We start from the raw sequence: 25,848 nt of genomic DNA, 5'->3' as shown, positions 1-25,848 counted from the left end.
ACTCTCACCTCTAATCTCTGAGCTTTCTACCAGTTAAGTGAAGAAAAACATCTTCTAAAGTCGGTGTTTGAATCGCTAACGCGGTTGGTTTCATCTGATGTGCTTTGGCATAGTCAAATAAGTCACCAAGCAAGTCTTCTCGTTTTTCAGCAATCACTTTATATCCTTGGTCTGACTCAATGACTTGAGTAATCGTTTGATCATCCTCAAGGGCGTGTTTAAACGCCTCATTTTTCTCTAACGTTTCAATCCAAACGGTTTCCTCTTCTTGCATCAAGTTCTGTAAGTCTTGTTTTGTTCCGCTCGCAATCACCTCACCGTGGTCCATAATATAGATGCGGTCACAGAGCTTTTCAACTTCTTCCATATAATGCGACGTGTACAGAACTGTCATATGATTCTCCTTGTTGAGTTGTTTAATTAAATCAAGAATATAACTTCTTGATTGCGGATCAATCCCGACGGTCGGTTCATCCATAATTAATACTTTTGGGTTATGGAGTAAACTAGCCGCAATATTAATTCGGCGCTTCATCCCACCTGAATAGTTCTTCACCCGATCTTTCTTACGGTCACTTAAACCGACAAGTACTAATACCTCATCGATTTTTGTTTTTAACGCTTTTCCTTTCAGTCCATATAACCGACCAAAAAACAGTAAATTCTCATATGCAGATAATTCTTCGTATAAGGCAATGTCTTGTGGCACAACCCCTAAGTCACGTCTCAGTTGTTTTGGGTTCTTCAGCGCATCTTCATTGTTGTAAATGACTTCACCTGAGGATGGTATTAAGCCTGTCGACATCATCTGAATCGTCGTCGACTTACCAGCACCGTTCGGTCCAAGTAACCCTACTGATTCACCTTCTTTTAATTCAAGACTCACTTCTTTCACTGCTTTCAAATCTTTAAATGACTTTGATAATCCTTTTACTTCTAACATCTCTTCACCTCATCAATCTTTGTCTTTTTTATATTTATGTTCAATGAATCACATACACAGTACACTCAGTATATTAAAAAATATCTGCTTTAAAAAGGACGATTCTCTACTTTATACCCTGACAAGAGAAAATCATGTCGCCATCACGCAACAATGATACTTTTTTTAAAAAATCAACTGAAAGAGAAGACCTATTCATGCTGACGTCCACTTAATGCGTCCTTCTTTTTGTTTAATTGTCGATTAATGTTGTTGTAATAACGGTTTTCAAAGTAAGCGACCAGAAATCCTGATACTTGGGTAATAAAAAGAATCCAGCCAACGGCACCCCAGCCATACGCTACTTGCGTTTTTAAGATAATGACTAAGAGTATAAACACGGAGATACCATTACCAAGCATCGAGGCTAGGTAGGCAATAACAGTGGGATAACCTTTATACTTCGCCCAGCTATAACAATAACTAGAAATCGTCGCAATCACGGCACTAAAGACAAAGTAAATCGCGCTTGAACGTAGTAAATCTTTCGTAGGATCTAAGAAGAAAAATTCGAATAAAGCTACGATAAAGCCAATCAGTCCTACCGAAACAGCGTTAATCAACCACCCTTTTAATTTATCCATTTTAACCCTCCTCACAGACCTAAATAAGTTTTAAAATCGTTGGCGTAGCTTCTTGAGACTTCCACTTCTTCTTTGTTCGTTAACTTCAACAACAACCTGCCGTTAAACCAGGGGATAATCTCATGAATATGTAACATATTTACAATAGTTGACTTGTTGATACGTATAAAGCCTTCCGACTGTAAGGACTTTTCTAGATCGTACAATTTTTCTTTTAAGCGATAGTCTTTACTTTTGTGCGTTCTCAAATAGACATCCCCCATATCTGTCGTTAAGAAAATAATGTCTTGGTAACCAATGAGTTCATAGCGATCATTCTTTTGCCCTAACAAGTGACCTGTCAGCGCCTCTTTTGGCTTCTTTTTTTCAGTGTATTCTAAAGAAATGTTGTCTAGTAACGTCAGCAACTGACTCATGTCCTTCTGGTTAAAGACAATACTGACCCCGTGTTCTGGTATAGGGTGTGAGTGTTCTACGAGAAATAATGTCGCCGCGCGAGACAGCGTAAACCCTCTTGTCTCTAATATATCTTCTAACAGCGGGCGATAGTGATCCGCACAAATTAAACAAATCTTCACCGCTTCATCCCTCCTAGCGTTCTATTTGTTCGAATGTCCTAACCTGTCACAACTTCTACACTGTCTACCTTATCAGTTCGAGCTAAAATAACAATAGACTTTTGATAAGACGTCGAAATTTAATGATAAGTGGTCAATTCAAGGCCGTCACATATAGGCAGTCTTATAATTCTCAACCTTCATTAGCGATAAAGACACAAAAAGACCGCGAAACAAAGCATCATTCTGCTTTATCTCGCGGTAAGTGAACGCGGTCGCTAACAAGTTATTTGTATCCTTACTATCTATTCTTGACCTGTTTTTTTGTTAATTAGAAATATTCCTTTTCAATCGTTTTATCACTTCTCGTTGTGTCAATCGGACGTACGATTTGTTCAATCTCCTCACGTTTTGGCTCTAAGAATGGCGGTAAGGATAATTTCTCACCTAATGTTTCATACGGTTCATCGCCTAAGAATCCAGGGCCATCTGTCGCCCATTCAAACAGAATTTGCGGCGCGACTCTCGCATAGAGTGATTCAAAGAAGAACCGGTCGACATAACCTGAGGTTCTAAAGCCGAATTGTGGTAAGTAATCAATCCAACCATCTAGTGCTTTTCTGTCTTCGACTCTAAAGGCCACGTGGTGAACTGTTCCGTATCCTTGGCGTCCGTCTGGTTTATTCGTTACGTGTCGGACGAGGACTTGCGCGCCGTTACCACCTTCACCTACTTCAAATAAATACTTTTCATCTGCTTGGTCGATTAAGGTAAACCCAAGCACTTCTGTCAGTACTTTTTTAAAGAAATCAAATTTTTCAATCGTAATATGAATCGGTCCGAGACCAATAATTTGATACTCATCCGGTACCGGGCTATTCTTCCACGGTTCTCCGCCTTTCACCCCACTGTTTTGTTCATCTGAGATCAACTGATAGTATTGATCATCAAAATCAACGAAATTAATGACCTTTTTCCCGAATTGCTCGGTAATACCACCATGTTTAATGTCATAGTGATCAAAGCGTTTTTCCCAGTACTCGAGTGCCTCGTCTGATGGTACTCTAAATCCGGTACGTTCAATTTCATTCGTCCCGTGACGACCTTTTGGTATGCCTTGAAAATCAAAGAAGGTCATGTCTGTCCCCGGACTGCCTTTATCGTCAGTAAAGAATAAGTGATACGTATTAATATCATCTTGATTGACCGTTTTTTTCACTAATCGCATGCCTAATACATAGGTAAAGAAACGATAATTTTCTTCCGCACTACTCGTAATTGCTGTTACATGGTGAATCCCTTTTAATGGTTGAACCATTTTCTCACGTCCTTTTCTTCATTTAATTAAAAAACTGGCATCCATGCTTGATTTTTATCTATTTCACAAATTATCTTTAATTCGAGATAAATATAACACGAGTACCTCTCACACGTCAAAGACAATGCTTATTCGTTTAATTCCCGTCATTTTCGGGTATAAACATAAATTAGAACATAAGCTAAAACAGCGAGAGTTAAATTAACAAAACTACGACGAAAGTTGGCGAAACACATGCATATCTATAATCAACAAAAAAGCTATTATAAAAGTGGTCAAACACGACCGTTACAACACCGCTTAGCGGCGTTAAACTATTTGAAAGACTCGATCAAACGGCATGAGCCTGAGGTTATTATGGCGTTACACCAAGACTTAAATAAATCAGAGTTTGAGTCTTATATGACTGAGATTGGTATTCTTTACAGCGAAATTGATTATACAATCAAACATTTAAAGAAATGGATGATACCTAAAAAAGTGAAAACAGCGCTCACCCACGTCGGTACTAAGGGGAAGATTTATCCTGACCCCTACGGGGTCACATTGATTATCGCTCCGTGGAATTATCCATTCCAACTCGCGATGGCGCCACTCATTGGGGCGATTGCTGGGGGGAATACAGCAATTGTTAAACCGTCTGAGTTAACCCCACATACAGCGGAAGTGATTGAAAAAATCATTACCGACGCGTTCATTCCTGAATTTATTGCGGTAAAACAAGGCGGGGTTGACGTGTCCCAACAGCTTCTGGATACACCATTTGACTATATTTTCTTTACCGGTAGTGTCAATGTAGGAAAAATTGTGATGGAGAAAGCCAGCAAACATTTAACACCGCACACACTTGAACTTGGTGGTAAAAGCCCGGGGATTGTCCATGAGGATGCGTCATTAAAATTAGCGGCTAAACGGATTGCCTGGGGTAAATTTATTAATGCGGGACAAACCTGTGTCGCACCTGATTACGTTTATGTCCATCAAGATGTGAAAGACGACTTTTTAACGTACTTAACAGACGCGATCGAAGAACTCTATTCACATCAACCACTTGAAAACCCTGACTATACACACATTGTCAGTGACAAGCACTTTGACCGCCTGACGCACTTTTTAGATGATGGCACGCTTTTTTATGGTGGTGACACCAATAAAGAGACGCGCACCATCGCCCCAACAGTTTTAACTGATATCACTTGGGATATGCCGGTGATGGCTGAAGAAATCTTTGGACCGATTCTACCGGTACTCACATATGAAAGTCTAGATTTTATTATTGATGACATTACGAAACAACCGAAACCATTAGCCCTCTATCTCTTTACTGAAACAGCTTACACAAGAGAAAAGGTCATTGCTGAAATTCCGTTTGGTGGTGGATGTATTAATGATACGATTTATCACCTAGCTACCCCGCACTTACCCTTTGGTGGTGTCGGTCAAAGCGGGACCGGGAATTATCACGGCAAGTTCTCATTCGATACGTTCACCCATCACAAAAGCATCTTAAAACAGACGACGATGTTCGATGTCCCGTTACGCTACCCCAATCAAAAAGCGGGATTAAAATGGGTGAAAATATTAATGAAGTAAGACGGTTTTATTTCTTACATTTAAGAAAGGAGGGTTTGTGTGGCTAGCTTACTCATTGGCGCCGTTATCGTTTTGTTTGTCGTTAAATTCTATTGGTTTATTAAACATAAACGCTATACGTTAACCGAGTTCAGTCAAGCGATGTTTTTGCGCCTCTTTTTCACGTTATTTATCATCTTCATTGGGTTTAGTCTGATCTATTATGGCCTTTTCTTAAACGGTCATGTCGTCGTTTACGACACTGTCAATAATCACACGATTAGTCACTTCAGTGATTACGTATATTTTAGTGGTGTGACGTTACTATCTGTCGGTTACGGTGATTTAGTCCCTGTCGGTGTGGCCAGAATTTTCAGCTTACTTGAGGCAAGTCTTGGTTTACTCATACCTTCTGCATTTTTCTTAACGGCCTGGAATAATTCGAACCAATCGGATAGCGATTCATGAATAGTTTAAAGGAAACGACTAACATACGAGATGAATATGTCCAAATAACCCTTGTTTATTATCATACGTTAAGATATGATAACAGTAATTAAGAAGAAGGTAGGTGAGGAAATATGGTTTTCACGCATCGTGTTGATCAACATAAACGCTTTATCGCTTTTATGATGACTATTTTTGGTATTTTTCATGTGAACGGGACCCGTCTGCCCTTTTTTAATCACTACCAAAAAATATACACGTTGTCGTAAACCATTTACCTTACAAACACTAGGCATCACTTCTCGCGAGCGTTGTTTAGATTTCCACCGGTAATGTTTACCGGTGGTTTTTTGGTTTCTCCAGACAACAATAAGGAGAAAAAACATGAAAAAACCATTGTATCATCAGAATATACCATCGATGTATCGCTATATTTTTTTAGCCCAACTTTTCTTTGACCGGTCATTATGGGTGATATTTTTAACGCAAAAACAGTTTTCCATGACAGACATCGGGATTGTGGAGGCATTATTACATCTTAGTATTGTTATCTTTGAAATCCCTACCGGGATATTATGTGATCGCTTCGGTAGAAAGCGGAGTTTATTAATCGGAAACAGTTTAAGCATCGTATACGCCATACTTATGTTGGCAACCAATCAGATATTTTTCATTAGTTTAGCACTAATGTCACTCGGATTAGGTATTACCTTTCAATCCGGAGCTGAGGAAGCGCTCCTATATGATTCCTTAAAAGAAACGGGCAAAGAAAGTCACTACACGAAAGTGTTTGGCATGTTTTCAATGCTCGGTCTCATCTCGCTTAGCGCCGCTCAACTTATCGGTGGTTTTTTGGCTGAGTTTAGCTTCACTTATGTCTATATCGGCATCATGATCGCTCATTTACTCGCCTTTTTACCGCTCCTCGCGATCGAAGAGCCAAAAAAAATAATTCAAACAACAGAAAAAAGAGAGGCTTGGCACTATCAGCTGACAGAAAGTTTGAAAATCTGGCGTCGTTATCACACGATGCATGTGCCAGTGATTGTTTACATGCTGCTGTCAACAGCGACGGTGATCATTATTTTTTATGCGCAAAGTTATTTTAAAGCACTTGGCTATTCAACACCTATGATTGGCTTTATTTTTGCGGTTGAAGGCTTGCTTGGGGCCTTTGTCGTTAAGTATGTCTATTTGATAGAGGCAAAATATTCGTTCATTAAGATAAACCGACTGATCTACTTCATTTATTTAGTCTTATTTATTGTGTTTATTTACTCAACGCATGGGCTTTTGATCATCAGTTTTCTCTTATTATCCCAAGCTTTCACCGTGCTTCAACCGATGTTTTCAAACTTTATTCAACATAAGCTTAAATCAAGTTTCAGAGCGACCTTCTTTTCAATGGTTGGCGCTGTTGAAAGTCTTATGATTATGATTGCTTTTCCACTATTCGGATGGTTCATTGACCGCTTAGGCTTTCAAATTAGTTTCCTTGGACTATTCATCATCTTAACTGGAACGTTTATTCCGTTACTTTTAGTGAAACAACAGAAATAAGCTCTTTTTTATGCACATCCGTTTATTTTCATACCTATATAGAAAGAGCCCCATCACGATTGATGGGGCTCTTGTCATTCATCAAATAAATCCAATTGTTTCATTTCAAGGACCCGATCCATTGTATCTGGTTCATGGTCTTTAAAGTAAGCAGGATGGAGCCATTTTTCTTTTTGAACCATCTGTTTACCCGGGTGATTGGTCGCGCGGAGTCGACAACTATAAATGATGGGGAAGTAGTCTTCTAAGAACTTTCCTTCCGCATGCGCGGTTAAGGCAATGAGTTGGAAACCAAGTTGTTCAGCGATGAAAAAGACCGGACTTAAAACGTGGTCACTCGATGCTTTACCAAACGGATTGTCTAGAATAACCGAACGGTGCCGTTTGGCGCTTGGTTCAATATGCTTTTTCTTCTCAGCGACGTAATTCAACAGCCCTAAAAAGAGCGTCATGTTTTTACTCCACTTTTCTCCGCCAGACCACACATTCGATTCTTCCCACGTATATGTCCGCGTTGTGACCCGGTTATCGTTGGTCACTTTGGCTAAGCGGACTTTCATCGTTTGATCACCAAACACAACCCGCAACAGTTGTTTTGTCTCCAGCCAATGACGGATTTTTTTCTTTAACTCACTTGAAGCTTCACCTGCTTCATCTGTCATCGTCGCCGCCACTTTATCTAGAATCCACTCAATATGTTCACGCAGATGTGCTTTACCTCTTTGTTCATCCCACTCCGGTAATTTGAACGTAAAGATTTGTTTCCAATGATCATCTACTTTCATTCGTGTCTTTTTCGGAATCTGACTTAATTCTTCCACGACCGTGATAATATGGGTCGCCATCTGGTTAATGAACATTTTTAAGTCTTCATCATATTGGCGCATATGTTCATGTGCATACTTTGAGACGAGTTGGATCTTCGTCAACATATTTTGTTTAAACGTCATCACATCATCATACGTCACTTTCGTATCAATACCGTTGATCGCCATATGTTGAAGTTGCACATTCGATACATGTTTTAAACAAAACGAACGGAACGTATTCTTTTCTTGTGCTTGCACATCACGCGTTTGTTCAAGTCGCTCGCGTTTTTTATTTAGTTCATCTGTCAGGCGCTTCGCCCACTCTACCGGCTGATAACCAAAGTCTGTTTGTTCTTTTGGCGTAAGCTTATATTCCTCAATATCAGGACCATTAAAGTGATGAGCTTCAATAAACCGCTCGAGTAAACTGATCGCCTCATCAAGGACCGCTTTTTCTTTGTCAAGACGCTGACGCGTTTCTATCAGATACGTCTCTCGTTTTAATAAGGCGTGTTTCTCTTCTTCAAGGATCGCTTCATTTAGCTCTTCATCCGATAGATTAAGCGGTGGTTGTTGATACAATTGCTTAAATGCGTCGATGTCACTTTCAAGGTGACCCATCGCTTTATTTAAGGCCGCTTCTTGTTGTTTTAACTTTTTACCAACATCGACAAGTGCGTCATTGATTGTGTTTATCTCTTCTTTCAGTTGTTGTAAATACCGTTCCCCGTCAACTGGGAATGTGACCGTTTCATCAAGCGCGTCATAGTCTTTTTTCATGTTCTCTATCGCATGTTCATAGCTTGTGCGTTTTTCTTTCGCATGCTTGGCCTTTAGTTCCCACTCATTTCGCGTTGAGTTAAACTGATTGAGCTGCAGTTCAAGATCATAAATGGCGCGTTTAATCACCGCTTCTGAGTCATCGGTATAAATGGCCTCTTCATTTTTTACATTGATAAAGTCCGCACTATTTTCGACCATTTGTTTTGTCGTTTTTAATGCTAATATCCGGTCCCCGAGCTGACGCTTGTCCTCGTCTAATCGCGCGTGACTGTCTGTTAGCCTCTGGAGACGTTTGTCTACCTCGTTTAACTCCTGAACGTACGTCTTTAACTCGGCCTTTTTTTCTTTAATAACCTCTTCATAACTTAACCCTTGGCGGCCTTTAATTAACTTCTGATGGATAAAATCTAATTTTTTCTCCGCTTGATACACATCAGCTTCTCGTTGCGTTACTTTTCTCAACAATTGGTCACGCTTTGCTTCAATTGTTTTGAGTTGCTGTTTCTGTTGGGTCACTTGTTTCGTTGCTTCCTGTAACTGCTCAGTTACGTCTTTAAAAGCGTCAAACGGATAATCTTCAATAAATTGTGTGAACTGACGATAAACGGCCTCGGTACGCTCAATGTCACGTTCCTTTTCTTTTCTTCGTTCCGTGAACGTTTTCGCATGACTGATAAGTTCTGTCTTCCAATCCGTAAAATGCGCCTCATCTAAGTTCTCTTCCCAGTGTGCTGGTTGAATGGCTTCTACTTGTTGATTTTGTTGTAACGCTTCTTCGGTTGAAAGTACCGTGACCGGGAAAATTAAACGGTCCTTCATTTCTACAATTTTGCGCTTCACTTGTTCTTTAAGTGATTGCTGGGTCACAATCACTTCTGGCCAAAGATAGTGAGAAGTGACAGACGCTCTTTCGGCATCTTCTAACCTTGAGATAAATTCTACCCCCGTCTCAATATAGCTGAAACTCACTTTCCATTTCTCCACCGCATCATGTAAGACGGGATCGGCAAAGAAGCGGGTTTGGTGTTGATAAAAGTCAACGTACCGGTAACTGAGTCGTTCTTTTTCAATTAAGCGTTCTTTCTCTTCTCTTTGTTGATAAAGGAGATGCGTAAACGTATCATAAATAGACGCTTCTTTTTCATATAGACTACTCAGCCTTTTCCATTCATGACGCATCGCAGCTAATTGATCGATCACCACCTGCTCTTTTGTTTCAATCGTCTCTTTTTTCTCCTGCCAGATCGTTGCTTGTTTAAGTGCCTCTGCGAGTGTGTCTCTTGTTAGTTTTTCTTCTTCTTTTAAGGCTAAGTCGTCTTTCTTTAATTGACTGAGCGCTGTTTTATTGTCAACGATTGACTCATCAAGCACGACTTCTTCTTGTTGCCAGTTGGCGACTTCTTCTTTTAAGACCGCATCATTGGGCTGACTTAAGATGTCTTGTTTAATATGGTCAAGGTCTTCTTCGCGCTGACGAATCAGGGTCTCGGCTTCTGTTATTTGTTGGTTGAGTGTCTTCTCGTCATCAACCGCACGTAATTGTTTTTGTTTGAGGCGTTCAAGTTCACGTTCAAGCGGTTGTTGTTCGTGAGTTAATCCGGTTAACTCCTTCTCATAGTCCTCGAGTAACGTCAGATAATACCCTCTTAGGGCACCCTTTCGTTCCGTTAGCTTCTCTTCTAAATCGACTTGTTCATCCGACCGGTCTTGCTGACGGAGTTGGTCATCAATATACGCGAGCTCTTCATCGATTGTCTTCTTTAACTGTTTTGTTTTCGCATAGTCAAGATTGACAGACGTCTTCTTTGTCTCTATACGTTTTGTTTCAAGCGAGGCTTGTTGTTCAAGCAAGGTATCCACCGCTTCTTTTAGTTGTTTCTGGTCATATTCTTTACGCTGAATCTCCAGACTCTTTTCTTTCATACTAAGGGTCCGCTGGTCTTGTTTTAAGGCATCCATGTGCTGATCATTGTCACTTAAAGCGTTCTCTAACTCTGTGGCATTACTTTTAGCATGTAAGTAGACGCCTTTTGTTTGTTGTTTGGATTCAGTATAGGCTGTTTCTGATTGATGGAGTTGTTCATACACTTTTGTATACACAGTGAGTGCTTGTTCAATATCTTTTGTTTCTTCGATTGTTTCTTTTAACCGTTTATATTCTTTTAAACCGTCTTGTTGTTTAAAGAACAGATCACTAAACGCTGCTTTATTGTGCCCTTCAATCGCATCTTCGACGGTTGGAATCAGTAACCGGTCGAACAGTTGATTGGTCGTTTTACACTCATCAAAAAATGCCTCAACCCCACCTTCGGTACTATTAATCTTGACAATACTTTCCCATTCACTTTGAATGATGTGGTACTGATCTTCAATGTATTCCCGGAAAGCTTTGATCGTTTGAAACGTTTTTGCGGTCAGTGATTTTTCTTTCATTTGACTATAATAATCGACGATTTCCCCGCGTTCGGTCACACGTGTGCCGTCTTTTGTTTCTTTTGTAAAAGGGATGTCTTCTATCCGGTTCGGATCATGTTCATCATACTCATACACGTAGCGTACCGACTCCAGTCCGTGCTTGGTCATAAATAACGTCACGGCGGTCACGACGTAGCGTCTCGGTTGGTCATGATCAATCCACTCAATCGCAATATGTGCAGGGGCTTGGTCTAAAACAAGCGTTTGTTTAATTTTACGATCAGCTAAATCGACGTGCGGGAAAATTGCTTGTAGAGCGGTATGAATAAGCACCGTTTTCCCACCACCATTTTCGAGCACAATCGCCCCGTTATGTCCATCAAACATAAACGTTTCATCATGATAACGCTTGTTTCCTTCTTCGTAGACAACGTTCGTTAATCTAATCTTCGAGATCGCTGGCATCGTGATCCTCCTCACTAAATTGATACAGGAAGGCAAAAATCCCTTTGTTGTATTCCACTTCCATAAAGTAACTTTCTACAATTGTTTTGGTTTTCTCGGTAATAGTAAACTCATCTGGACCAACTTCTTTTAATAGACCTTGATCGATTAAGAAACGGGTCGTTGTATCGATAAAACTTAACCGACTAATCGTATTGCCGGTTTGTTTTTTCGCACTTTCTTTAATGTCGTCCATGTCTTGCCACTTTTCAATAATTAAGCGCCAATTATAAGAAAACTCTTTTTCTAATTCAATCAAACGTTCCTCACTATGGCTCGTCAAAAGGTCGATTCGTTCTTGAATCAGTTTAATCCACTCATCTGACGGCAAGAAATCACGGGTGACGGTCGTTGATTGATAACTGTCATAAAAAGCACCCATAAAGATCAGTGAGGCGAAGTAAAGTAAATAAAGGTCAGCATTCGTTGCATTCGTTTTTAAATAATTGCGCTTTAACCAGTCATTACTCACATGAAACGGTGAGAGCCTGGATTCTGGTATGAGATAAAGCGCATCCCCTGCCGTTATAATGACACAATCAACTTCACGACTATAAAGATCTAATAAGGACCGAATCGTCTCATCGGCCCGGTAAACTTTCGTTGCCTCATCATAGACGACACCGTCTCGTTGCAAGGTCATATACATATGAAAAGCCTGGATCACTTGTTGTTCACTATAATGCATCAGTTGTTCCCTCCGTTAACTTAAACGTAAAATCTTGAATCGAATAGCGTGTCGTTTTTCTAATAATCGCTGGTCGCTCTATCAATGATAACGTCTGATGCCCAAGCAGATGCAAGGCATCCGTGAGCACCGTTTGCCTTTCATCTTCTAGGTCACTATTAGAAACAGGTGAGCGCTGGTGTAAGATTAAAAAGAAATGATAAAACGCTTTTGATTGATACAGATTAACATTGCGGGTATTTTGATCATCAATATAATCTGACAACGTCGTCACCTGCCGGGTCGTCATTGCTTCAAGTAAATCTTGCATGAGCGCTTCATAGTAAGCAGTTGTTTTTTGTAAGTAAGGATCATCCTTAAAGTCGACTATTTTATACGTGTCACTATCTGACGGTGTGTCTTTTTGTTCAATGATCGCTTGTTCAGCCATAAAGGTTAGCGGTGAAAAGCGCGGATTCGTTTCGACCTGTAAAAACGGTGCCAATACCCCGGTCATCGCTTCAAGTGGTAACGGTTCTGAGAAGATTTTAGCGTTAATATCGGTATCGAAGTTAAAGACATCGACTCCGGTATAATAAATCGATTCTTGCGCCTTCACTAACGTTGTGTTTTTAAGTTCCCACGTTTGATTTAACAGACCTGTATGCGTGTAGTGCACCGATTCTAGTTCACTCGCAATCTTAATAATCAACCCGTAAGACTCGCGTTCTTTAATATGTAAATCTTTTGCGTAGAGGCGGTCTTTTGTTTCTAGGACAAATTGGCGTAACGTTTGAAACTCCTCTTCTTCGCGCTCAAGCCGAAGATAAATATCATCCAGCAGTTGTTTATAACGTTCAAACGTTTCTTCTGAAATAATGCTTCGACTAATTTCATGTTTTAATTGATCGAGCCGGGTATCAAGTGACTCGACATCAATCCGCATTTCATTGATTTGTCGAAGCGCACCTTTATATTCGCCTTTTTCAAGTTGTTTTCTTAACATCAACTGATTAATCGATAATTGAAATTCACTATAAAACTCTTTTGTCGCAAAGATCAGTTCTAGACCATCTTCATCTAATGTGTAATATTGGCGTTGTTGTTCCCGGTCAAAATGATCACTCTTTAAAATCGAATAAGTGAGTGCCGTATCGGTCTTTGTCTCCCAGTCAAAGGCAGTATATTGACGTTTCACCCCGGTTTGAGGCCGGAAGGTCTCAATGATGACTTGAACAAGGCGACTAAGTTGACGGTCATCGATGCGGTACGTTGTGTTTGTCATCTCTTTTAAGAAGTCAGCGACATCTTCACGTGACGTTTTATAATGGCGTAGTAATTTTTGTTCAAAGAAAAACAGTAACGTCAATAACCCGAGTCCCTTCATATCAATCGGCTGATTATCTTGATCGCGTTCGCGTTTACGGTCTAAGTCATATAACGGATCAAATAACGCTAACCGGCGCAGGCGTTCTTTGTATCCGGATGTGACATCGGTTAAGTTAACGAATCCCATCGTGATTCCCTCCAAATCGTTTGTAGTTCCTCTGTCGTTAAAATCTCTTGCGGGTAGTAGTACCTGCTGTTTAGGGCAGCGGCAATCTGGTGCTGACTTGTTTCATCAAAGACTTGTAGAAAGTCAGTCAGTGCTTGTTCACGCACTTGGTGATGTGTTTTTCCTTTGGCTTGTGCTTTTTCTAAGCACGCCTGATAGAAAGGCACGGCAAGTGTCATGTCTCTTTTTTGATTCAGTAAGTGCCAAATGTAAATACCTTCTCGGTCAATATCACCAAAGTAATAAAACTGATGCTTACCACTGACAGGAAACTGATCATCAAAGAGGCTAACGCTTGATAGAATCGCTTTTCCTTGGCCATAGATAAGTGTTGAAAAGTTTGTCTCGACTAAGGCCGGTAGTAAGCTATGAAACGTCGCTTTATTTTCAACGATTAAATGTCGGTGAACAGACGTAGTTAATTGATGCGGATTGATGGCCATACTAAGCGGATCCGCCACTGAACGAATATTAAACTGATCATATAACCGAACCCTTTTTAGTAATTCTCGTCCACCTTGTTCATCGAGCCACTTTTCATCACGCATGAGTAAAAAGCTCACTTCAGGAGACGATTGGTCACTATCAGGGAAACCATGTGTTTGAAGATACTGATCAATTTTTATTAACGCTTCTAAATCCTGTTCAAATACCTGTTTTGATTTAGTGTAGTAATCATCTAAGTTGATTGCTGGATGAAACATGCGGCGATAGTGCTGCAATGTATCAATCACCGTGTCATTCAACCGTTGTCGGTTAAGGCGGTAACCGAGGGCGAGTGATAATTGCCGGCTCGTACGTCCTTTTGATTTAATCGGAAGCAGTACTTCACGTGACTCTAATTCAAGGACCATTTTACTGAACGATTCATAAGAATCGACAAAAGGTGTCAGCAACGTTTCTAATGTCCCTAACGACAGTGTCTGTTTTTTATATGATTTGAGCACGTCATAAACTTGTTTCATTTTGTTCACCTATCTTTGTCTTGTTTCTTCTATTGTACAAGATATATTTAAAGAGAACATCATTTACTGCGTCATTCATTCACATTTTAACAAAAAGTTACTTCTATCCTTCACGCTTAGTTAGTTTTAAGTTTAAAACAAAAAAACAAACATTCAGGGCAGAATTAACATCTACTTGAATGTTTGTTTAAGATATAATATGAACATGTTTGTAAGAAAACGTGCCTATAACACCCTCATAAAACCGTGATTACCCGTTACTCTTCTTCCAAGATGCGCTCAAATTCATTTGCGTCAACACTTTTTATATCTTGAATATATAGTTGATTATTGATCAAACCAGGATTCGTTTGAATAAGCAAAAAGTTATCTTCATACTCAAGCAGCGTATATTGACTGATTTTAAGCGGACCTCCCCCTGAAAAATAGTTTTGAAAAGACTCAAAGTCACTTTCTGATATAGAAGCATTTGGAGCGATTAAGCCAGATAAGTCTTGACTAATCAACATCTGTTCCGTTAGATCTACACTTGTTTTCGGCTTGTTGTCAACATACAAAAACCAGCCCCACGAACCTAGTAATAACAAAGTATAGATCATCGTCATAGTCGTTATCTTTTTCATAAACATCTCCCTTCCTCTAGAAAGGATAGTCATATACTCCAGTTATAATTAATTGACAGTAACTCCAAACGGGGACACATTAAGGTCCAGATACTCAATCCCATGCTCTAGCCAGGCTGCTTTTATTTGTTTAACGGTCGCTTTATCACTGACAAAACCGATGCCACAATCGCCACCACCAGCACCAGATGTTTTAAAGGCACCTGTTTTTGCGCTATCGATTAATGTTGTAAGTGTCTCTGTTTCAATCGGCACATCGGTTTTTTCTTGGAGCGCTCTAAGCAGTTGACGATTGGCGCGAATGCCTTCTAGTACGCCTGTTTGATTGTTGTCCTTAAAGCTTTCGCGTAAAGCTTCCACAATCGTGTCCGTCTCGGCTAAAAAGGCTTGATAAAACGTGAGATTTGTTTCTTTTAATTGTTGGAAGCGTTCGATGAACGGTTTCGTTTGTGCTTCTTCCTTTGTCCAACCGACCATAAAATAAAGACTCGTTGGGACCGTCAGTCGCTCAATTTGAAGGTGTGGCCAGTCCATTTGGACAAGTTCTTTTACCGGAACGTTGTTTGATAAGGCATCTGATAAAAAGTCAAAATCAAAACTGCGGTAATAGACGAGACCACCATAGACACTTGCCGCAATATCGGCACATGAACCATTGCCTTGCGCTTTAAAGTGAGCAATACTTGCGAGCTTAAAAATCGTTAACTTATCGACGGCTTGTTTATCGCCGCACTGGAGTAGTGCTTCTGTTAGTGCGACCACAAAAGCGGCACTTGAGCCGAGTCCATATTTCTTGCCATCGTCATGGTCAAGATCACTTGTCACAAAAATATGGGCCGGCGTATCTGCCCCCTTATATTGATAGATTGTTTTCATCACCGATGCAAAAAAATGCAGACGGTCATCATGGACCGATAACTTAAACTTATCATCATCAAATCGCCAATGAATATCGGTGAGTCCAAGTTGCGGTAAATCAATCCGCTTTAAATGACTCGACTGAATATCAACTGATAAATAGCGGTCAATCGCGGCCACAATACTCGGTTGATTTGGTGCGGTAATCGCATATTCACCTGCGATAAACAATTTCCCTGGTGCTTGAATAGTATAACGATGTGCGTTCATAAACGCTGCCCCCTTATTAATCGATATAACGGATACCTGGTCCAACACGACATGGATAAATCTCTTTCACCACATCGAGTGATTTGAGTTGTTTCTCTATCTCTTTTTCTTTTTTAGGTGTGGTGATGACTTTAACATTTGGTCCAGCGTCAATCGTGAAGTAACACTCAAGACCTGATTCACGCATCGCTTGGACTTCTTCCATCACTTTTAACGTGGCACTTTGCCAGTAAAGAAACGGTGGGTTGGCCCCGAGTGTTGTCGCATGCATTTTGAGTGCATTGTATTCTAAAATCTCCCCCATGCGGGTAAAGTCTTGATTGATAATGGCATCTTTTATATTGGCAAGATCTTCCCCAACGGTATCAAGCCAGCCCTGGTAAAATGGTGAGGTTTCAACGGTGCGCTTCATGCCTTCACGACTAAGGATTTTCTTTTGTTCGGTCGAGACTTCCACTGATAAGACCGAGACGTCAAACGTGCCTTCTGGTAAGATTTGTTTGGCATAAGAATCAAGTCCATCCTCTCGCTCACCCATCTGCCACTCAACAAAACCGCCGTAAACGGACCGACTAGCGGAACCTGACCCTTGTCGGGCAAGAATCGATAACTCTTCTAATGTTGCCTCAGTTCCGGCCGCTTTTACGGCCGCTGCCGCTAGTGCGCTAAACCCACTCGCTGATGAGGCAAAGCCGGCGGCTGTTGGAACATGATTGATCGACTCTACCCGGCAAAACCGCTTTTCACCCGTAAAGGTTCTGACTTTATCTAAAAATTTACTAATCTTGATGCGTTCTGTTTCACTGACTGGTTGATCGTTCAAGGTAAACGTATCTTGGTCTAACACTTCATCAAATTCTACTGACGTATCAGTATAGAACTGATCAAGGGTGATTGATAGACTGCTATTCGTTGGTAAAAACAGTGTCTCATCACGCTTTCCCCAATATTTAATAAGAGCGATATTCGTGTGTGCACGTGCTGTTTTTTTCATCTGTTTTCACCCCGTTCGTTAGTTGAATATACCATGTTTCTTTTGCGCCTGCCTCTAGTAAAGCTTGTTCCACAGCTAAGGCTTGTTCTGTGGATGCGGTTAAAGCAAACATGCACCCTCCCCGGCCACCACCGGTTAATTTCGCACCTACAGCCCCGTTACTGAGACTAATATCAACGTAACGGTCTAATCCTTCATCACTCACCCCGAGTGCTTTTAGCTTGTCATGCGAGGCAGTAAGGACGTGACCGAGAGCTTTTAAGTCCCCCGTTTTAAGCATTGTGCGGGCATCTTCTGTTAGTTTTTCGAGGTCTTCTAACAGTTGATTCGTTGTGTCCGGTTCACTTTGCCTGCGCGCGTTAACGGCGCTCACTGCCGCATGAGTATCCCCGATCCTTCCGGTATCGGCGACGATGATATTTAAAGGTTCTTTTACCTCAATCGGCTCAACCGCCTGATCTTTAATAAACCAAATCGGCTCATCACTGATAACCGCTTCCCGGTCAATCCCACTTGGCGTACCGTGCGCATACGTTTCTGATAAATCGACAAGTTCACGGAGAACTGGTAATGAAAGATCCGCTTTAAAATAATCGAAAATCCCGCGGGCTAAACTTGCCGCAATTGACGCGCTAGACCCGAGACCACGGCCAATTGGAATCGTTGACGTTAACGTCAATGTAAAATCTTTCACTGGTTGGTTATTGATCTGACACGCTCTCTCAATCACGTGTCTCAGTCCTTGTAATTTATCGGGTAACTGTGCTAATTTCCCGTTATAAAAATGGCTTGCTAACGTTACGGCGCCAGTTGATGGTGCCACCTTGACCTCACTAAAGACCGCTTCAAACGGTAGCGCAATCGCGGGCTTCTGGTAGACGACGCTATGTTCACCGATAAGAATCAATTTACTATGTGCTAAGCCTACACCGAGGCGTTGTTTGTTTGTGACCATATTTGTCTCCTTTTTTCTTTGATGTCTCTATTAAAATAAACTAATCAGCCATGGGGCCGCATACAGTACCATAAATTGGACGCCGTAATTCATACCAAGTCGATGAAAATACCCCGCCACAATGGCGACAAGACCGACACCAAAGACATTGAGTAAGCCACCATCCATAAAGCTAAGTAAGACGACGAGTCCGATAAAAAGTGCAAGTAGGGCTTCATGTGGGACATATTTAAACACGACATAACAAATCGCTTCAGCATATTTGACGATAATAAAGTAGGTAATGACAATCGCCACCGTTGCCCCAATGAGCGTGGCGATAATAAACTCAGGCATCGACAGGGCATGGTGCATATTATACGCTTCGTTAAAGACAGGTGGGGCATTAAATAGGGCTCCACCTGGTCCAATCGCTACCGGTGAGAGCGGGACGCCTAAGGCAATCAAGGGAATTAAGGTCCCGGCGATATAGGCGGCATTTGTTAGAGCGTCCATACTACTGATCGCAAGGCTCGCTTTTCTGACCGGGTCTTTCACCCGACTCGAAATAACTTCACCTAAGAGAATTGTAATCCCGACTGGACTTAATATAAATAATAATGAACCAAACACACTAGATAACGTACTCCATGTTAATTCTTCTTTCGACAGAATTTTAAATGGGTCGAGTGTTTCTACATGTTGTTGGTAACGTAGTTTCACTTCTTTTGTTTGGTGTTTTTTTATGGTTGTGCGTTTATCTGTATTAAACAATTCAAATAAGGTCAGTAAGACTGGCCCAATCGTAATCCCTAAGAAAAACGACGTAAAAACCGTTTGGCCTTCTGGTACAACCCCTGTTGCCCAGTACAGTTCCCTTAATCCTTGGATGAGGAGGGCAAACGGTAAAATCGCCAGTAAGCTGACGAACCGTTCTTTTGACATGAGTGCTAAAAAAATCGCGCCAAAGAAAAAAAGTGGGTTCGCATATGTCTTGACGATATCGGCAAATGGCAACAGTTGTTGCGCTAACAATAGACTCAGCGGCACACTAATGAGCGTCCCGATAACTGAGCCTGAGGCCATTTTGCGAATCGCCAAATCGGCGCGGTTATGTTTTTTTAACACGAGCGCGTGTTCGACCATCGGCGCCGCCATAACACCACCCGGAATGCCGGCGACCGCGACCGGTATTGAGTCGGTAAGTTTTTTAGCGACAATCGCGCTAATAAAAAATGTTAAAATAATGATCGGTGATAAGCCGGTTAAGACTAAAACAAGTGTTACCGGCGCCAGTACCGCTGTTTCATCAGTCCCAGGGGCAATACCAATCACTGTATAGATCAGTGTCCCAGCAACGGCCGCAATAAGTAGTTGCATAATCAGTAACGGGTCCATTTACTTTTCCCCCTTACTTTTGATTAGCATGACGGTTCGTTTTGGTTTGATTAAAAAGATACTTAAACTAAAACCTAACAGTGCACCAACTAAGCCGAAGATCAGCGGAAAAGGTGCTTGGTTAGGCGCTAAAACACATAAAGTCATGGTGAGGGTGACAGTTATGATGATGGCTAACACTAAATCGTGAACATCAATCACATCTTCCCACACTTCAATGAGCTCTTTTGATGATTCCGTTAATAGTGATGGATCATTCTGTTTATTTGTGGTCATATTAAATTCCTTCCTAAAAAAGACTCACACTGTTGTAAATTATAAGTGAATGTGACAACCGATTCAATATATCCTGCGATATTTCCTTTATTTAATACTCTCATCATACGTAATTTATCATTAAAATGATAGACTTTTGTTTCCATTTACTATCAACATCACCTGAATTCACACGACAAAAAAGAAGCATCAACTGTTTTACCTCAAAGAGGTAGAAACTGGTGACACTTCTTGATTATTTAACTCCACAATTCAAGGAACAGTCTATAATAGTAATCCTGTTATTTTCATTAAGACATATAGCGGAAAGCTTGAGTAAGCGTCTGTTTTTATAAAAATGCTACTCCTCTAAACTTTCAATATTCGTTAAATTAATGGCGGCTAAAGCTAAAAACAAAATAATCACACCGATTGTATACAAAACGATTATGCTAAAACTGATAAACAACATACCGTTCATTATAATAAGTATAGCAACGATAGGGATAATCACTAACACTATTGAAACAATAAAATTAATGAATGACGCAATAACCTTGCCAATCTTAGCACCAATAATCTCCTCAATATAAATACTTACATACGTCATCATTACTTTTATTAACGTTTGAGCGATAATCGCACCTACAATTTGCCAAAGAGGCGCGCGCATAAGTATTCCCGCTGGTACTGCTAATAAAATAGCACGAATAAAGGATAAGATATTTTCTAGTAGAGTCGCACGAAATAACTTATTAATAGAGGAATCAGGCATAATAAATATATAGTAATTTTCAAATTCATTTTTCCAACTTGATCTCGTTTTAATAAAGACCGTTAAATACATACCAATAGCCACAATAATTTCAAAGAAATATTCAGACGTGATAAAATCATTAAAAAAGACCGAAGCTACTCCCAATCCGATTCCAACAACAAGGTATACAAAATCCTTAAGAGATAAGATAATCTTTTTGGATCTTCTAAGCTCAGTCATTTGTTTATGAAAGATAACCTTTGCGTATAACCCTTCCAACCTTCCTTTGTAGTCATATCTCTTTTTCTTTCTTCCGAATATTTCTGATATTGTAATATTACCCTTTTTACTTGCGATGTGACTAACATGTTTAGAAAAAGATAACGCATCTTCATAATACTCTCCTTTACATACCATTTTATAAGCAACGTACGCGAGATAAATGGACGAGATAAAGTAAAGCCCTGTTGATATTAACGTATAAGTTGTTGGTCCTAATATCATTAAATTAATCCACCCTAATTGCCATCCGAAAACCGGAAACATTAAAACAACTGGTGAAGTGATGACTGAAGTAAGATAAGAAAAATCAAATCCAGCTTTTATCGTTTGACTGATGACAATCGTAAGTAAAAAAACAGTAAACAGAGCTAAGAGCGAATAGACGATCTTTTTAATCAGTTGTTTTTGTTTGATTGTTATGTCCTCACTCGCGTACATGATCATTGCTAAACTGTTTCTTAGCAAATTTGAAAACACCATATTGACAGCTATTAAAACAACCGTCGTTAGTAAAGAGATGTTAAACACGAAAAAGGCAGCAATAAAAATCATAATTTGCATGACCATATTAATAAATATTTCTTTAGATAAACCATAGATAATTGCTTGTTTCGGTGAAGTTGGACTGGCTAAGATGAAGTTAATATCTTGGTTCTTAAAGTTGATTCCTTTTCTTTTAAAATAAGATAAGGTCATTGGTAAAACAATGTATAACGTTCCGATACTCGCAATTAAGACAAAGCCTTCCTTATTTTTTAAACCGATATCCGTCATCAATTGCTCCACTATGAAAGGTATCATAAGATAGTAAATAACGAGAAGTAAAATGCCAAAAGCTTTTAATGGTCTTTTAAGTGTTTTTTTAAAACTATTTATAACCGACCTTTTCATCAAATACCGTAAAGACTCATTCATCGGTATCACCTGTTATTTCAAAGAAAAACTCTTCTAAAGCGCGATGATTTGTTTCTAATCGCGTAACATTATCAATAACTTTCCCCTCTTTCATAATAATCACCCTATCCCAAAGATCTTCAATCATTTCAATCATGTGCGTGCTTAATAATACAACTTTATTGGCTTCTTTTAATTCAATGATTAATTTTTTTATCTCTTTAATCGCTTTTGGATCAAGGCCCATCATTGGTTCATCAAACACAATCACTTCCGGGTTGACAATAACTGCCGAACAGATACTGACCTTCTGCATCATACCTTTAGAAAGTTCATCTCCTAATTTATCTTGTTTATCAACTAGATCAAATCTTTTTAATAACGTTTCAATTTTTTCTTTATTAACGCTTTTACCATATGCTAAAGACATATATTCAACATGCTCACGTACAGTAAGTAGCGGAAATAATGCTGGAATCTCTGGTACGTAAGATAAAAGCTTCTTGGCTTCTATACTTTTATTATCATACGAACCAATCGTTACTTCCCCATTAAACCTCAGCAGACCGACAATACTTTTAATTGTTGTGGACTTACCTGCACCATTTGGTCCGACCAAAACAGCAATTTCTCCTTTGGAAACGTCAAAATTCACGTCATCCACTGCTGTTGTTCTTTTGTATACTTTGCTTAGACTAGACACTTTTAACATTAAAAAATCTCCTTTTTTACGAAAAGAATGAACTTTCTTACGTTTTAAATAATAGCGTAAATTTCCAAAAGATACAAATAGCTTCCTAATACGTATTCTTCCTAAAAACAACTTTTTCAATCAGTCATAGATCAGCAAGTTAATTAATTTTACACAACCTGTTTAAATTGTTGTTGCACAAACACAGACCCGATTATCCTAATGAAATATTTTGTCATTTATTCACATTAACTTTTTGTAGTATGTCTTTACGCGACACTCTAACTATATAATGACTTCCTTTCGTCGCTACAAAAAAATTACCCTCTTAATATTGAGATGGTGACATCACGCCATCAAAAACTATATTGATTGACTTTAAGAAGATTCTACTCCACATACTAATCAATTTATTCTAGTAAGGTCTGTCACTGTAAAAAACACTTGAATGATGACTATCTTTTAATGTCATCACTGTTATCAGACAACGTTGATAACAGAAAAACAAAAAAAAGCGGCAAACTAATCCCTTTTAAAAAGGTATAAATAGCTTGGCGCTTCTTAACTATGTCACCGATCTAAACTTCTCTGTTTTCGCTTGATGTTTTAACTCAGCGAGATATTCGGTCAAATCATAGATGTTAGTGAAAGTGTGATTACGATTATTCACAACGACACAGGTGATTGTCATTAGCGGGAATGTTTGTCTGTCTCCGCATCGGTCCTGACCAATGAGACAACCATTTGCTTGATCTACGTCAGAATAAAACAACGCGGCGTGGTCTTTAAACTGTTGCGTGAGTGTGTGAAAATATGATTCTGTCACCGCTTCGTCTAGGGCAACGACAAAATCGTCCCCACCTACACGACCAATAAATTGATGTGGAAAAGTCGTTTTAAGTAGGGTTGCTAGAAACCGAATAACCCGGTCACCGTTTTCAAAACCGTAGCAATCATTAAAGGCCTTAAAGTGATCAATATCGATATAAGCCACACTTGCCGGTTGAGGGTTTAATATAAACTGTTCTAACTGTTGTTCCACAATTAAATTCCCTGGTAGCCCAGAGAGCGGGTTTTGGTGTTTAGCTGAGGTGATTTCAATTTCCATCGACTTTTGTAGTAAGTCTTTAATTGTGACTGTACCGATAAAGTCATCAGCTTTTGTGACGACGATACAATCATACAGCTGATGATTCGGTCTTGCCATCGCGACCGCTGACACTTCGCTGATGGATAAGTTACTATCCACTCTAAGAAAACTTCAGTCCATGACCTCACTGATTGGCTTGTTTTGGTAGAGCGTATAGCCATACATACTGCTTAATTTCACCCCAAGCTTCTCAGGTGTCACAATCCCGACAGGTACATTCCCTTCAATGACAGATAACCCAACATGATTAGGATGCGCCGCAAAGAACGCTTGAATCACGGCTACTTTTTCATATGGAGAGACAGTATCTGTCAGTGAAGAGATATGTTCAATCTGCATGTGCGGAAGGGCTGATGGGTTAAGGACATGTTTTTTCTGATTCAATGTGATAATTCTATTAATCAATGTATCTGCGACATCAAGAATCGCTTCGGCTGGCCTTTGAATAAGATAACCTTGCCCGTAATGGACACCTAAATCGATTAAAGCTTCTAGTTCAACATTTGTTTCAATGCCTTCAGCGATTAAGGCGATATTCGTGATCTTTGTGACTTCAACCATGCCTTTCACGATGGCATACTTAATATTGTCTTGATCAATCCCTCTGATGAGTTGTTTATCTAACTTAATATAATGGGGATTAATTTCACTGATTAGATTTAGACCCGAATAACCCGCCCCGGCATCATCAATCGCTATTTTAAAGTTTTGGTTTTTGTAGTGGGTCATCGTTGACTGAAAGCTATCAAAATCCGTAATCATATCGCGTTCGGTAATTTCAAAGATGACATTGTTTGACGTTAAGTTAAATTGTTTCAAGAAGCTTTTCGTAAACCCTTTACTAAAAGCATCGTCATGCATAATGTTTGGGTTCACGTTTAAAAACAGCTTTTTACTATACGGCGGAATCATAAAGCGATAAGCCGCATCGAAAGCCGTTTTCCGGCACAACATTTCAACTTCCCATAATCGATTGTAGTGAGTAGCGACCTCAAACAACAGACTGGGGTTATCAATCTCACCTTCACACGTGATCCGACTAAGGGCTTCATGACCTAATACACGTCCATCTCTTAACGATATAATCGGTTGAAACACTGTTTTTACTTGTTCATTATCAATGATGTTAGTTAAATTATCGATTATTTTCTGTGACATAATTTTAATAATTCCCTTTAGTTTTTATACCATCATAACAAGTCTTTGTATCAATCCTATTGGTTTTGTGTTAAAGGTCTGTAAAGTTTCACTATGCCATATAAAATCTACTATTACCTCTGCTTTATAAAGTGAAAAAAGCTACTTTTCGTCCACTCTTTTTCAATAGAAAAGTTGTTAAGCAAAGACACGATTCCTTTGAATATTGAAAAACCAAAAATAACCCCGATAAAATTAAAAATGACATCATTAATATCAATAATTCTTTCTGTGTATCCTGTAAGCATGCCAATCGTCAATTGTAATCCTTCTAATAATAATGGTAAAACTATCGCCCAGATCACAATAGTCTTTTTACTATTGATTCTTTTAACGAAAGGAAGTAAGAAACCAAAAGGCATGGTCATTACCACATTTAAAAAGGCATTCATTGGTGCGTGCGTCATTTTATTAAATGGAATGAAGTTAATTCGAGAAATGACTGAATGACTTTCTACAAATTCAGGTATGTATACAATCGGAAATTGCGTATATTTTATCAATAGGCATATATAGATATAAAACAATGCGAAAAAAACAGTAAAGTAACTATTCGTTTTTAATTTGTATATCATGAACACTAGCGTCAAAATTAGAATAACACCTGCCAATATAATGTATGGACCATCAAAATATATCCTCATAACCCTTCCACCTTCTTTAGAAATTCTGCCTGTAACCAATATTAACAATAGCTAAACATTAACGGTAATATATACCCTTCGTCAGTTAGGTACCAAGCCTATGTATCAATCCCACTGCCTTTGTGTTAAAGGTACGTAAAGTTTCGCTCGGTGTTTGTCTTTAATATTAAACCTTAGTCATAA

At 39.5% G+C, this 25,848-nt stretch carries 22 protein-coding genes; 3 read left to right on the top strand and 19 right to left on the bottom strand.

The features are described from left to right. Positions 1 to 10 precede the first annotated feature (10 nt). The 4 genes from BM390_RS09635 to BM390_RS09620 all read right to left on the bottom strand — a co-directional run bounded on the left by BM390_RS09635 (position 11) and on the right by BM390_RS09620 (position 3,441). Complete coding sequence (locus tag BM390_RS09635; RefSeq protein WP_062320773.1) at positions 11 to 943, bottom strand: ABC transporter ATP-binding protein; 933 nt, start codon at positions 941 to 943, stop codon at positions 11 to 13. A gap of 191 nt (positions 944 to 1,134) precedes the next feature. After that, on the bottom strand, positions 1,135 to 1,566 hold the full coding sequence (locus tag BM390_RS09630; protein ID WP_089854542.1) for a hypothetical protein: 432 nt from the start codon (positions 1,564 to 1,566) through the stop codon (positions 1,135 to 1,137). A gap of 11 nt (positions 1,567 to 1,577) precedes the next feature. After that, a complete protein-coding gene (locus BM390_RS09625; RefSeq protein WP_062320769.1) occupies positions 1,578 to 2,144 on the bottom strand; it encodes a LytTR family DNA-binding domain-containing protein in 567 nt (188 codons plus the stop codon). 310 nt (positions 2,145 to 2,454) lie between these two features. After that, positions 2,455 to 3,441 (bottom strand): ring-cleaving dioxygenase, encoded by a 987-nt coding sequence (locus BM390_RS09620; protein WP_062320767.1) that lies wholly within the window; start codon positions 3,439 to 3,441, stop codon positions 2,455 to 2,457. A gap of 234 nt (positions 3,442 to 3,675) precedes the next feature. Here BM390_RS09620 and BM390_RS09615 point away from each other — a divergent pair, with 234 nt between their 5' ends. The 3 genes from BM390_RS09615 to BM390_RS09605 all read left to right on the top strand — a co-directional run bounded on the left by BM390_RS09615 (position 3,676) and on the right by BM390_RS09605 (position 7,020). Next, on the top strand, positions 3,676 to 5,034 hold the full coding sequence (locus BM390_RS09615) for an aldehyde dehydrogenase (protein WP_089854539.1): 1,359 nt from the start codon (positions 3,676 to 3,678) through the stop codon (positions 5,032 to 5,034). Positions 5,035 to 5,073: 39 nt separating this feature from the next. After that, entirely contained in the window at positions 5,074 to 5,481 is a 408-nt protein-coding gene (locus BM390_RS09610; RefSeq protein ID WP_062320765.1) for an ion channel, read from the top strand. Between the two features lie 363 nt (positions 5,482 to 5,844). Beyond that, entirely contained in the window at positions 5,845 to 7,020 is a 1,176-nt protein-coding gene (locus BM390_RS09605; RefSeq protein WP_089854536.1) for an MFS transporter, read from the top strand. Between the two features lie 74 nt (positions 7,021 to 7,094). Here the strand turns inward: BM390_RS09605 and BM390_RS09600 are convergent, their stop codons facing one another. The 15 genes from BM390_RS09600 to BM390_RS09530 form a co-directional block, all read right to left on the bottom strand. Further along, complete coding sequence (locus BM390_RS09600; RefSeq protein ID WP_089854534.1) at positions 7,095 to 11,492, bottom strand: coiled-coil domain-containing protein; 4,398 nt, start codon at positions 11,490 to 11,492, stop codon at positions 7,095 to 7,097. Beyond that, positions 11,470 to 12,219 (bottom strand): DUF6063 family protein, encoded by a 750-nt coding sequence (locus BM390_RS09595; RefSeq protein ID WP_062320753.1) that lies wholly within the window; start codon positions 12,217 to 12,219, stop codon positions 11,470 to 11,472. The genes BM390_RS09600 and BM390_RS09595 overlap by 23 nt, the downstream gene beginning before the upstream one ends. After that, the gene (locus tag BM390_RS09590) at positions 12,209 to 13,714 is read right to left on the bottom strand and encodes a hypothetical protein (protein WP_062320751.1); all 1,506 of its coding nucleotides are present in this window, start codon (positions 13,712 to 13,714) and stop codon (positions 12,209 to 12,211) included. Before BM390_RS09590 ends, BM390_RS09595 begins: the two co-directional genes overlap by 11 nt. Continuing rightward, positions 13,696 to 14,718, bottom strand: a complete 1,023-nt coding sequence (locus tag BM390_RS09585; RefSeq protein ID WP_062320750.1) for a Wadjet anti-phage system protein JetD domain-containing protein — start codon at positions 14,716 to 14,718, stop codon at positions 13,696 to 13,698. The genes BM390_RS09590 and BM390_RS09585 overlap by 19 nt, the downstream gene beginning before the upstream one ends. 257 nt (positions 14,719 to 14,975) lie before the next feature. Continuing rightward, the gene (locus BM390_RS09580; RefSeq protein WP_146949228.1) at positions 14,976 to 15,341 is read right to left on the bottom strand and encodes a hypothetical protein; all 366 of its coding nucleotides are present in this window, start codon (positions 15,339 to 15,341) and stop codon (positions 14,976 to 14,978) included. Positions 15,342 to 15,389: 48 nt separating this feature from the next. Then, positions 15,390 to 16,469, bottom strand: coding sequence for a phosphomevalonate kinase (locus tag BM390_RS09575; RefSeq protein WP_062320746.1), 1,080 nt, complete (start codon positions 16,467 to 16,469; stop codon positions 15,390 to 15,392). A gap of 16 nt (positions 16,470 to 16,485) precedes the next feature. After that, on the bottom strand, positions 16,486 to 17,463 hold the full coding sequence (mvaD, locus tag BM390_RS09570; RefSeq protein ID WP_062320744.1) for a diphosphomevalonate decarboxylase: 978 nt from the start codon (positions 17,461 to 17,463) through the stop codon (positions 16,486 to 16,488). Then, entirely contained in the window at positions 17,420 to 18,418 is a 999-nt protein-coding gene (gene mvk / locus BM390_RS09565) for a mevalonate kinase (RefSeq protein WP_062320742.1), read from the bottom strand. Before mvk ends, mvaD begins: the two co-directional genes overlap by 44 nt. Before the next feature lie 30 nt (positions 18,419 to 18,448). After that, complete coding sequence (locus BM390_RS09560; RefSeq protein WP_089854531.1) at positions 18,449 to 19,795, bottom strand: tripartite tricarboxylate transporter permease; 1,347 nt, start codon at positions 19,793 to 19,795, stop codon at positions 18,449 to 18,451. Then, complete coding sequence (locus BM390_RS09555) at positions 19,796 to 20,071, bottom strand: hypothetical protein (protein ID WP_062320740.1); 276 nt, start codon at positions 20,069 to 20,071, stop codon at positions 19,796 to 19,798. A 340-nt stretch (positions 20,072 to 20,411) separates the two neighbouring features. Next, positions 20,412 to 22,004 carry a putative ABC exporter domain-containing protein gene (locus BM390_RS09550; protein WP_062320738.1) on the bottom strand — a complete coding sequence of 531 codons (1,593 nt, stop codon included), beginning with the start codon at positions 22,002 to 22,004 and terminating at the stop codon, positions 20,412 to 20,414. Beyond that, entirely contained in the window at positions 21,997 to 22,695 is a 699-nt protein-coding gene (locus BM390_RS09545) for an ABC transporter ATP-binding protein (RefSeq protein WP_089854528.1), read from the bottom strand. Before BM390_RS09545 ends, BM390_RS09550 begins: the two co-directional genes overlap by 8 nt. A 544-nt stretch (positions 22,696 to 23,239) precedes the next feature. Next, complete coding sequence (locus BM390_RS09540) at positions 23,240 to 23,923, bottom strand: GGDEF domain-containing protein (RefSeq protein ID WP_089854526.1); 684 nt, start codon at positions 23,921 to 23,923, stop codon at positions 23,240 to 23,242. Between the two features lie 12 nt (positions 23,924 to 23,935). Further along, positions 23,936 to 24,982, bottom strand: a complete 1,047-nt coding sequence (locus BM390_RS09535; RefSeq protein ID WP_089854523.1) for an EAL domain-containing protein — start codon at positions 24,980 to 24,982, stop codon at positions 23,936 to 23,938. 113 nt (positions 24,983 to 25,095) lie between these two features. After that, positions 25,096 to 25,596, bottom strand: coding sequence for a VanZ family protein (locus BM390_RS09530; protein ID WP_231631421.1), 501 nt, complete (start codon positions 25,594 to 25,596; stop codon positions 25,096 to 25,098). Between the last annotated feature and the right edge of the window lie 252 nt (positions 25,597 to 25,848).

This window comes from Halolactibacillus miurensis (assembly GCF_900116255.1).
Classification (GTDB): Bacteria; Bacillota; Bacilli; order Bacillales; family Amphibacillaceae; genus Halolactibacillus; species Halolactibacillus miurensis.
This window is presented reverse-complemented; position numbering and strand designations above follow the sequence as displayed.

What these genes read in the sequence shown, in the direction of transcription:
- BM390_RS09635 (WP_062320773.1), bottom strand. Translation starts at nt 943, where the DNA reads ATGTTAGAAGTAAAAGGATTATCAAAGTCATTTAAAGATTTGAAAGCA.
- BM390_RS09630 (WP_089854542.1), bottom strand. Translation starts at nt 1,566, where the DNA reads ATGGATAAATTAAAAGGGTGGTTGATTAACGCTGTTTCGGTAGGACTG.
- BM390_RS09620 (WP_062320767.1), bottom strand. Translation starts at nt 3,441, where the DNA reads ATGGTTCAACCATTAAAAGGGATTCACCATGTAACAGCAATTACGAGT.
- BM390_RS09615 (WP_089854539.1), top strand. Translation starts at nt 3,676, where the DNA reads ATGCATATCTATAATCAACAAAAAAGCTATTATAAAAGTGGTCAAACA.
- BM390_RS09605 (WP_089854536.1), top strand. Translation starts at nt 5,845, where the DNA reads ATGAAAAAACCATTGTATCATCAGAATATACCATCGATGTATCGCTAT.
- BM390_RS09600 (WP_089854534.1), bottom strand. Translation starts at nt 11,492, where the DNA reads ATGCCAGCGATCTCGAAGATTAGATTAACGAACGTTGTCTACGAAGAA.
- BM390_RS09595 (WP_062320753.1), bottom strand. Translation starts at nt 12,219, where the DNA reads ATGCATTATAGTGAACAACAAGTGATCCAGGCTTTTCATATGTATATG.
- BM390_RS09590 (WP_062320751.1), bottom strand. Translation starts at nt 13,714, where the DNA reads ATGGGATTCGTTAACTTAACCGATGTCACATCCGGATACAAAGAACGC.
- BM390_RS09585 (WP_062320750.1), bottom strand. Translation starts at nt 14,718, where the DNA reads ATGAAACAAGTTTATGACGTGCTCAAATCATATAAAAAACAGACACTG.
- BM390_RS09580 (WP_146949228.1), bottom strand. Translation starts at nt 15,341, where the DNA reads ATGAAAAAGATAACGACTATGACGATGATCTATACTTTGTTATTACTA.
- BM390_RS09575 (WP_062320746.1), bottom strand. Translation starts at nt 16,469, where the DNA reads ATGAACGCACATCGTTATACTATTCAAGCACCAGGGAAATTGTTTATC.
- mvaD (WP_062320744.1), bottom strand. Translation starts at nt 17,463, where the DNA reads ATGAAAAAAACAGCACGTGCACACACGAATATCGCTCTTATTAAATAT.
- mvk (WP_062320742.1), bottom strand. Translation starts at nt 18,418, where the DNA reads ATGGTCACAAACAAACAACGCCTCGGTGTAGGCTTAGCACATAGTAAA.
- BM390_RS09560 (WP_089854531.1), bottom strand. Translation starts at nt 19,795, where the DNA reads ATGGACCCGTTACTGATTATGCAACTACTTATTGCGGCCGTTGCTGGG.
- BM390_RS09555 (WP_062320740.1), bottom strand. Translation starts at nt 20,071, where the DNA reads ATGACCACAAATAAACAGAATGATCCATCACTATTAACGGAATCATCA.
- BM390_RS09550 (WP_062320738.1), bottom strand. Translation starts at nt 22,004, where the DNA reads ATGAATGAGTCTTTACGGTATTTGATGAAAAGGTCGGTTATAAATAGT.
- BM390_RS09545 (WP_089854528.1), bottom strand. Translation starts at nt 22,695, where the DNA reads ATGTTAAAAGTGTCTAGTCTAAGCAAAGTATACAAAAGAACAACAGCA.
- BM390_RS09535 (WP_089854523.1), bottom strand. Translation starts at nt 24,982, where the DNA reads ATGTCACAGAAAATAATCGATAATTTAACTAACATCATTGATAATGAA.
- BM390_RS09530 (WP_231631421.1), bottom strand. Translation starts at nt 25,596, where the DNA reads ATGATATACAAATTAAAAACGAATAGTTACTTTACTGTTTTTTTCGCA.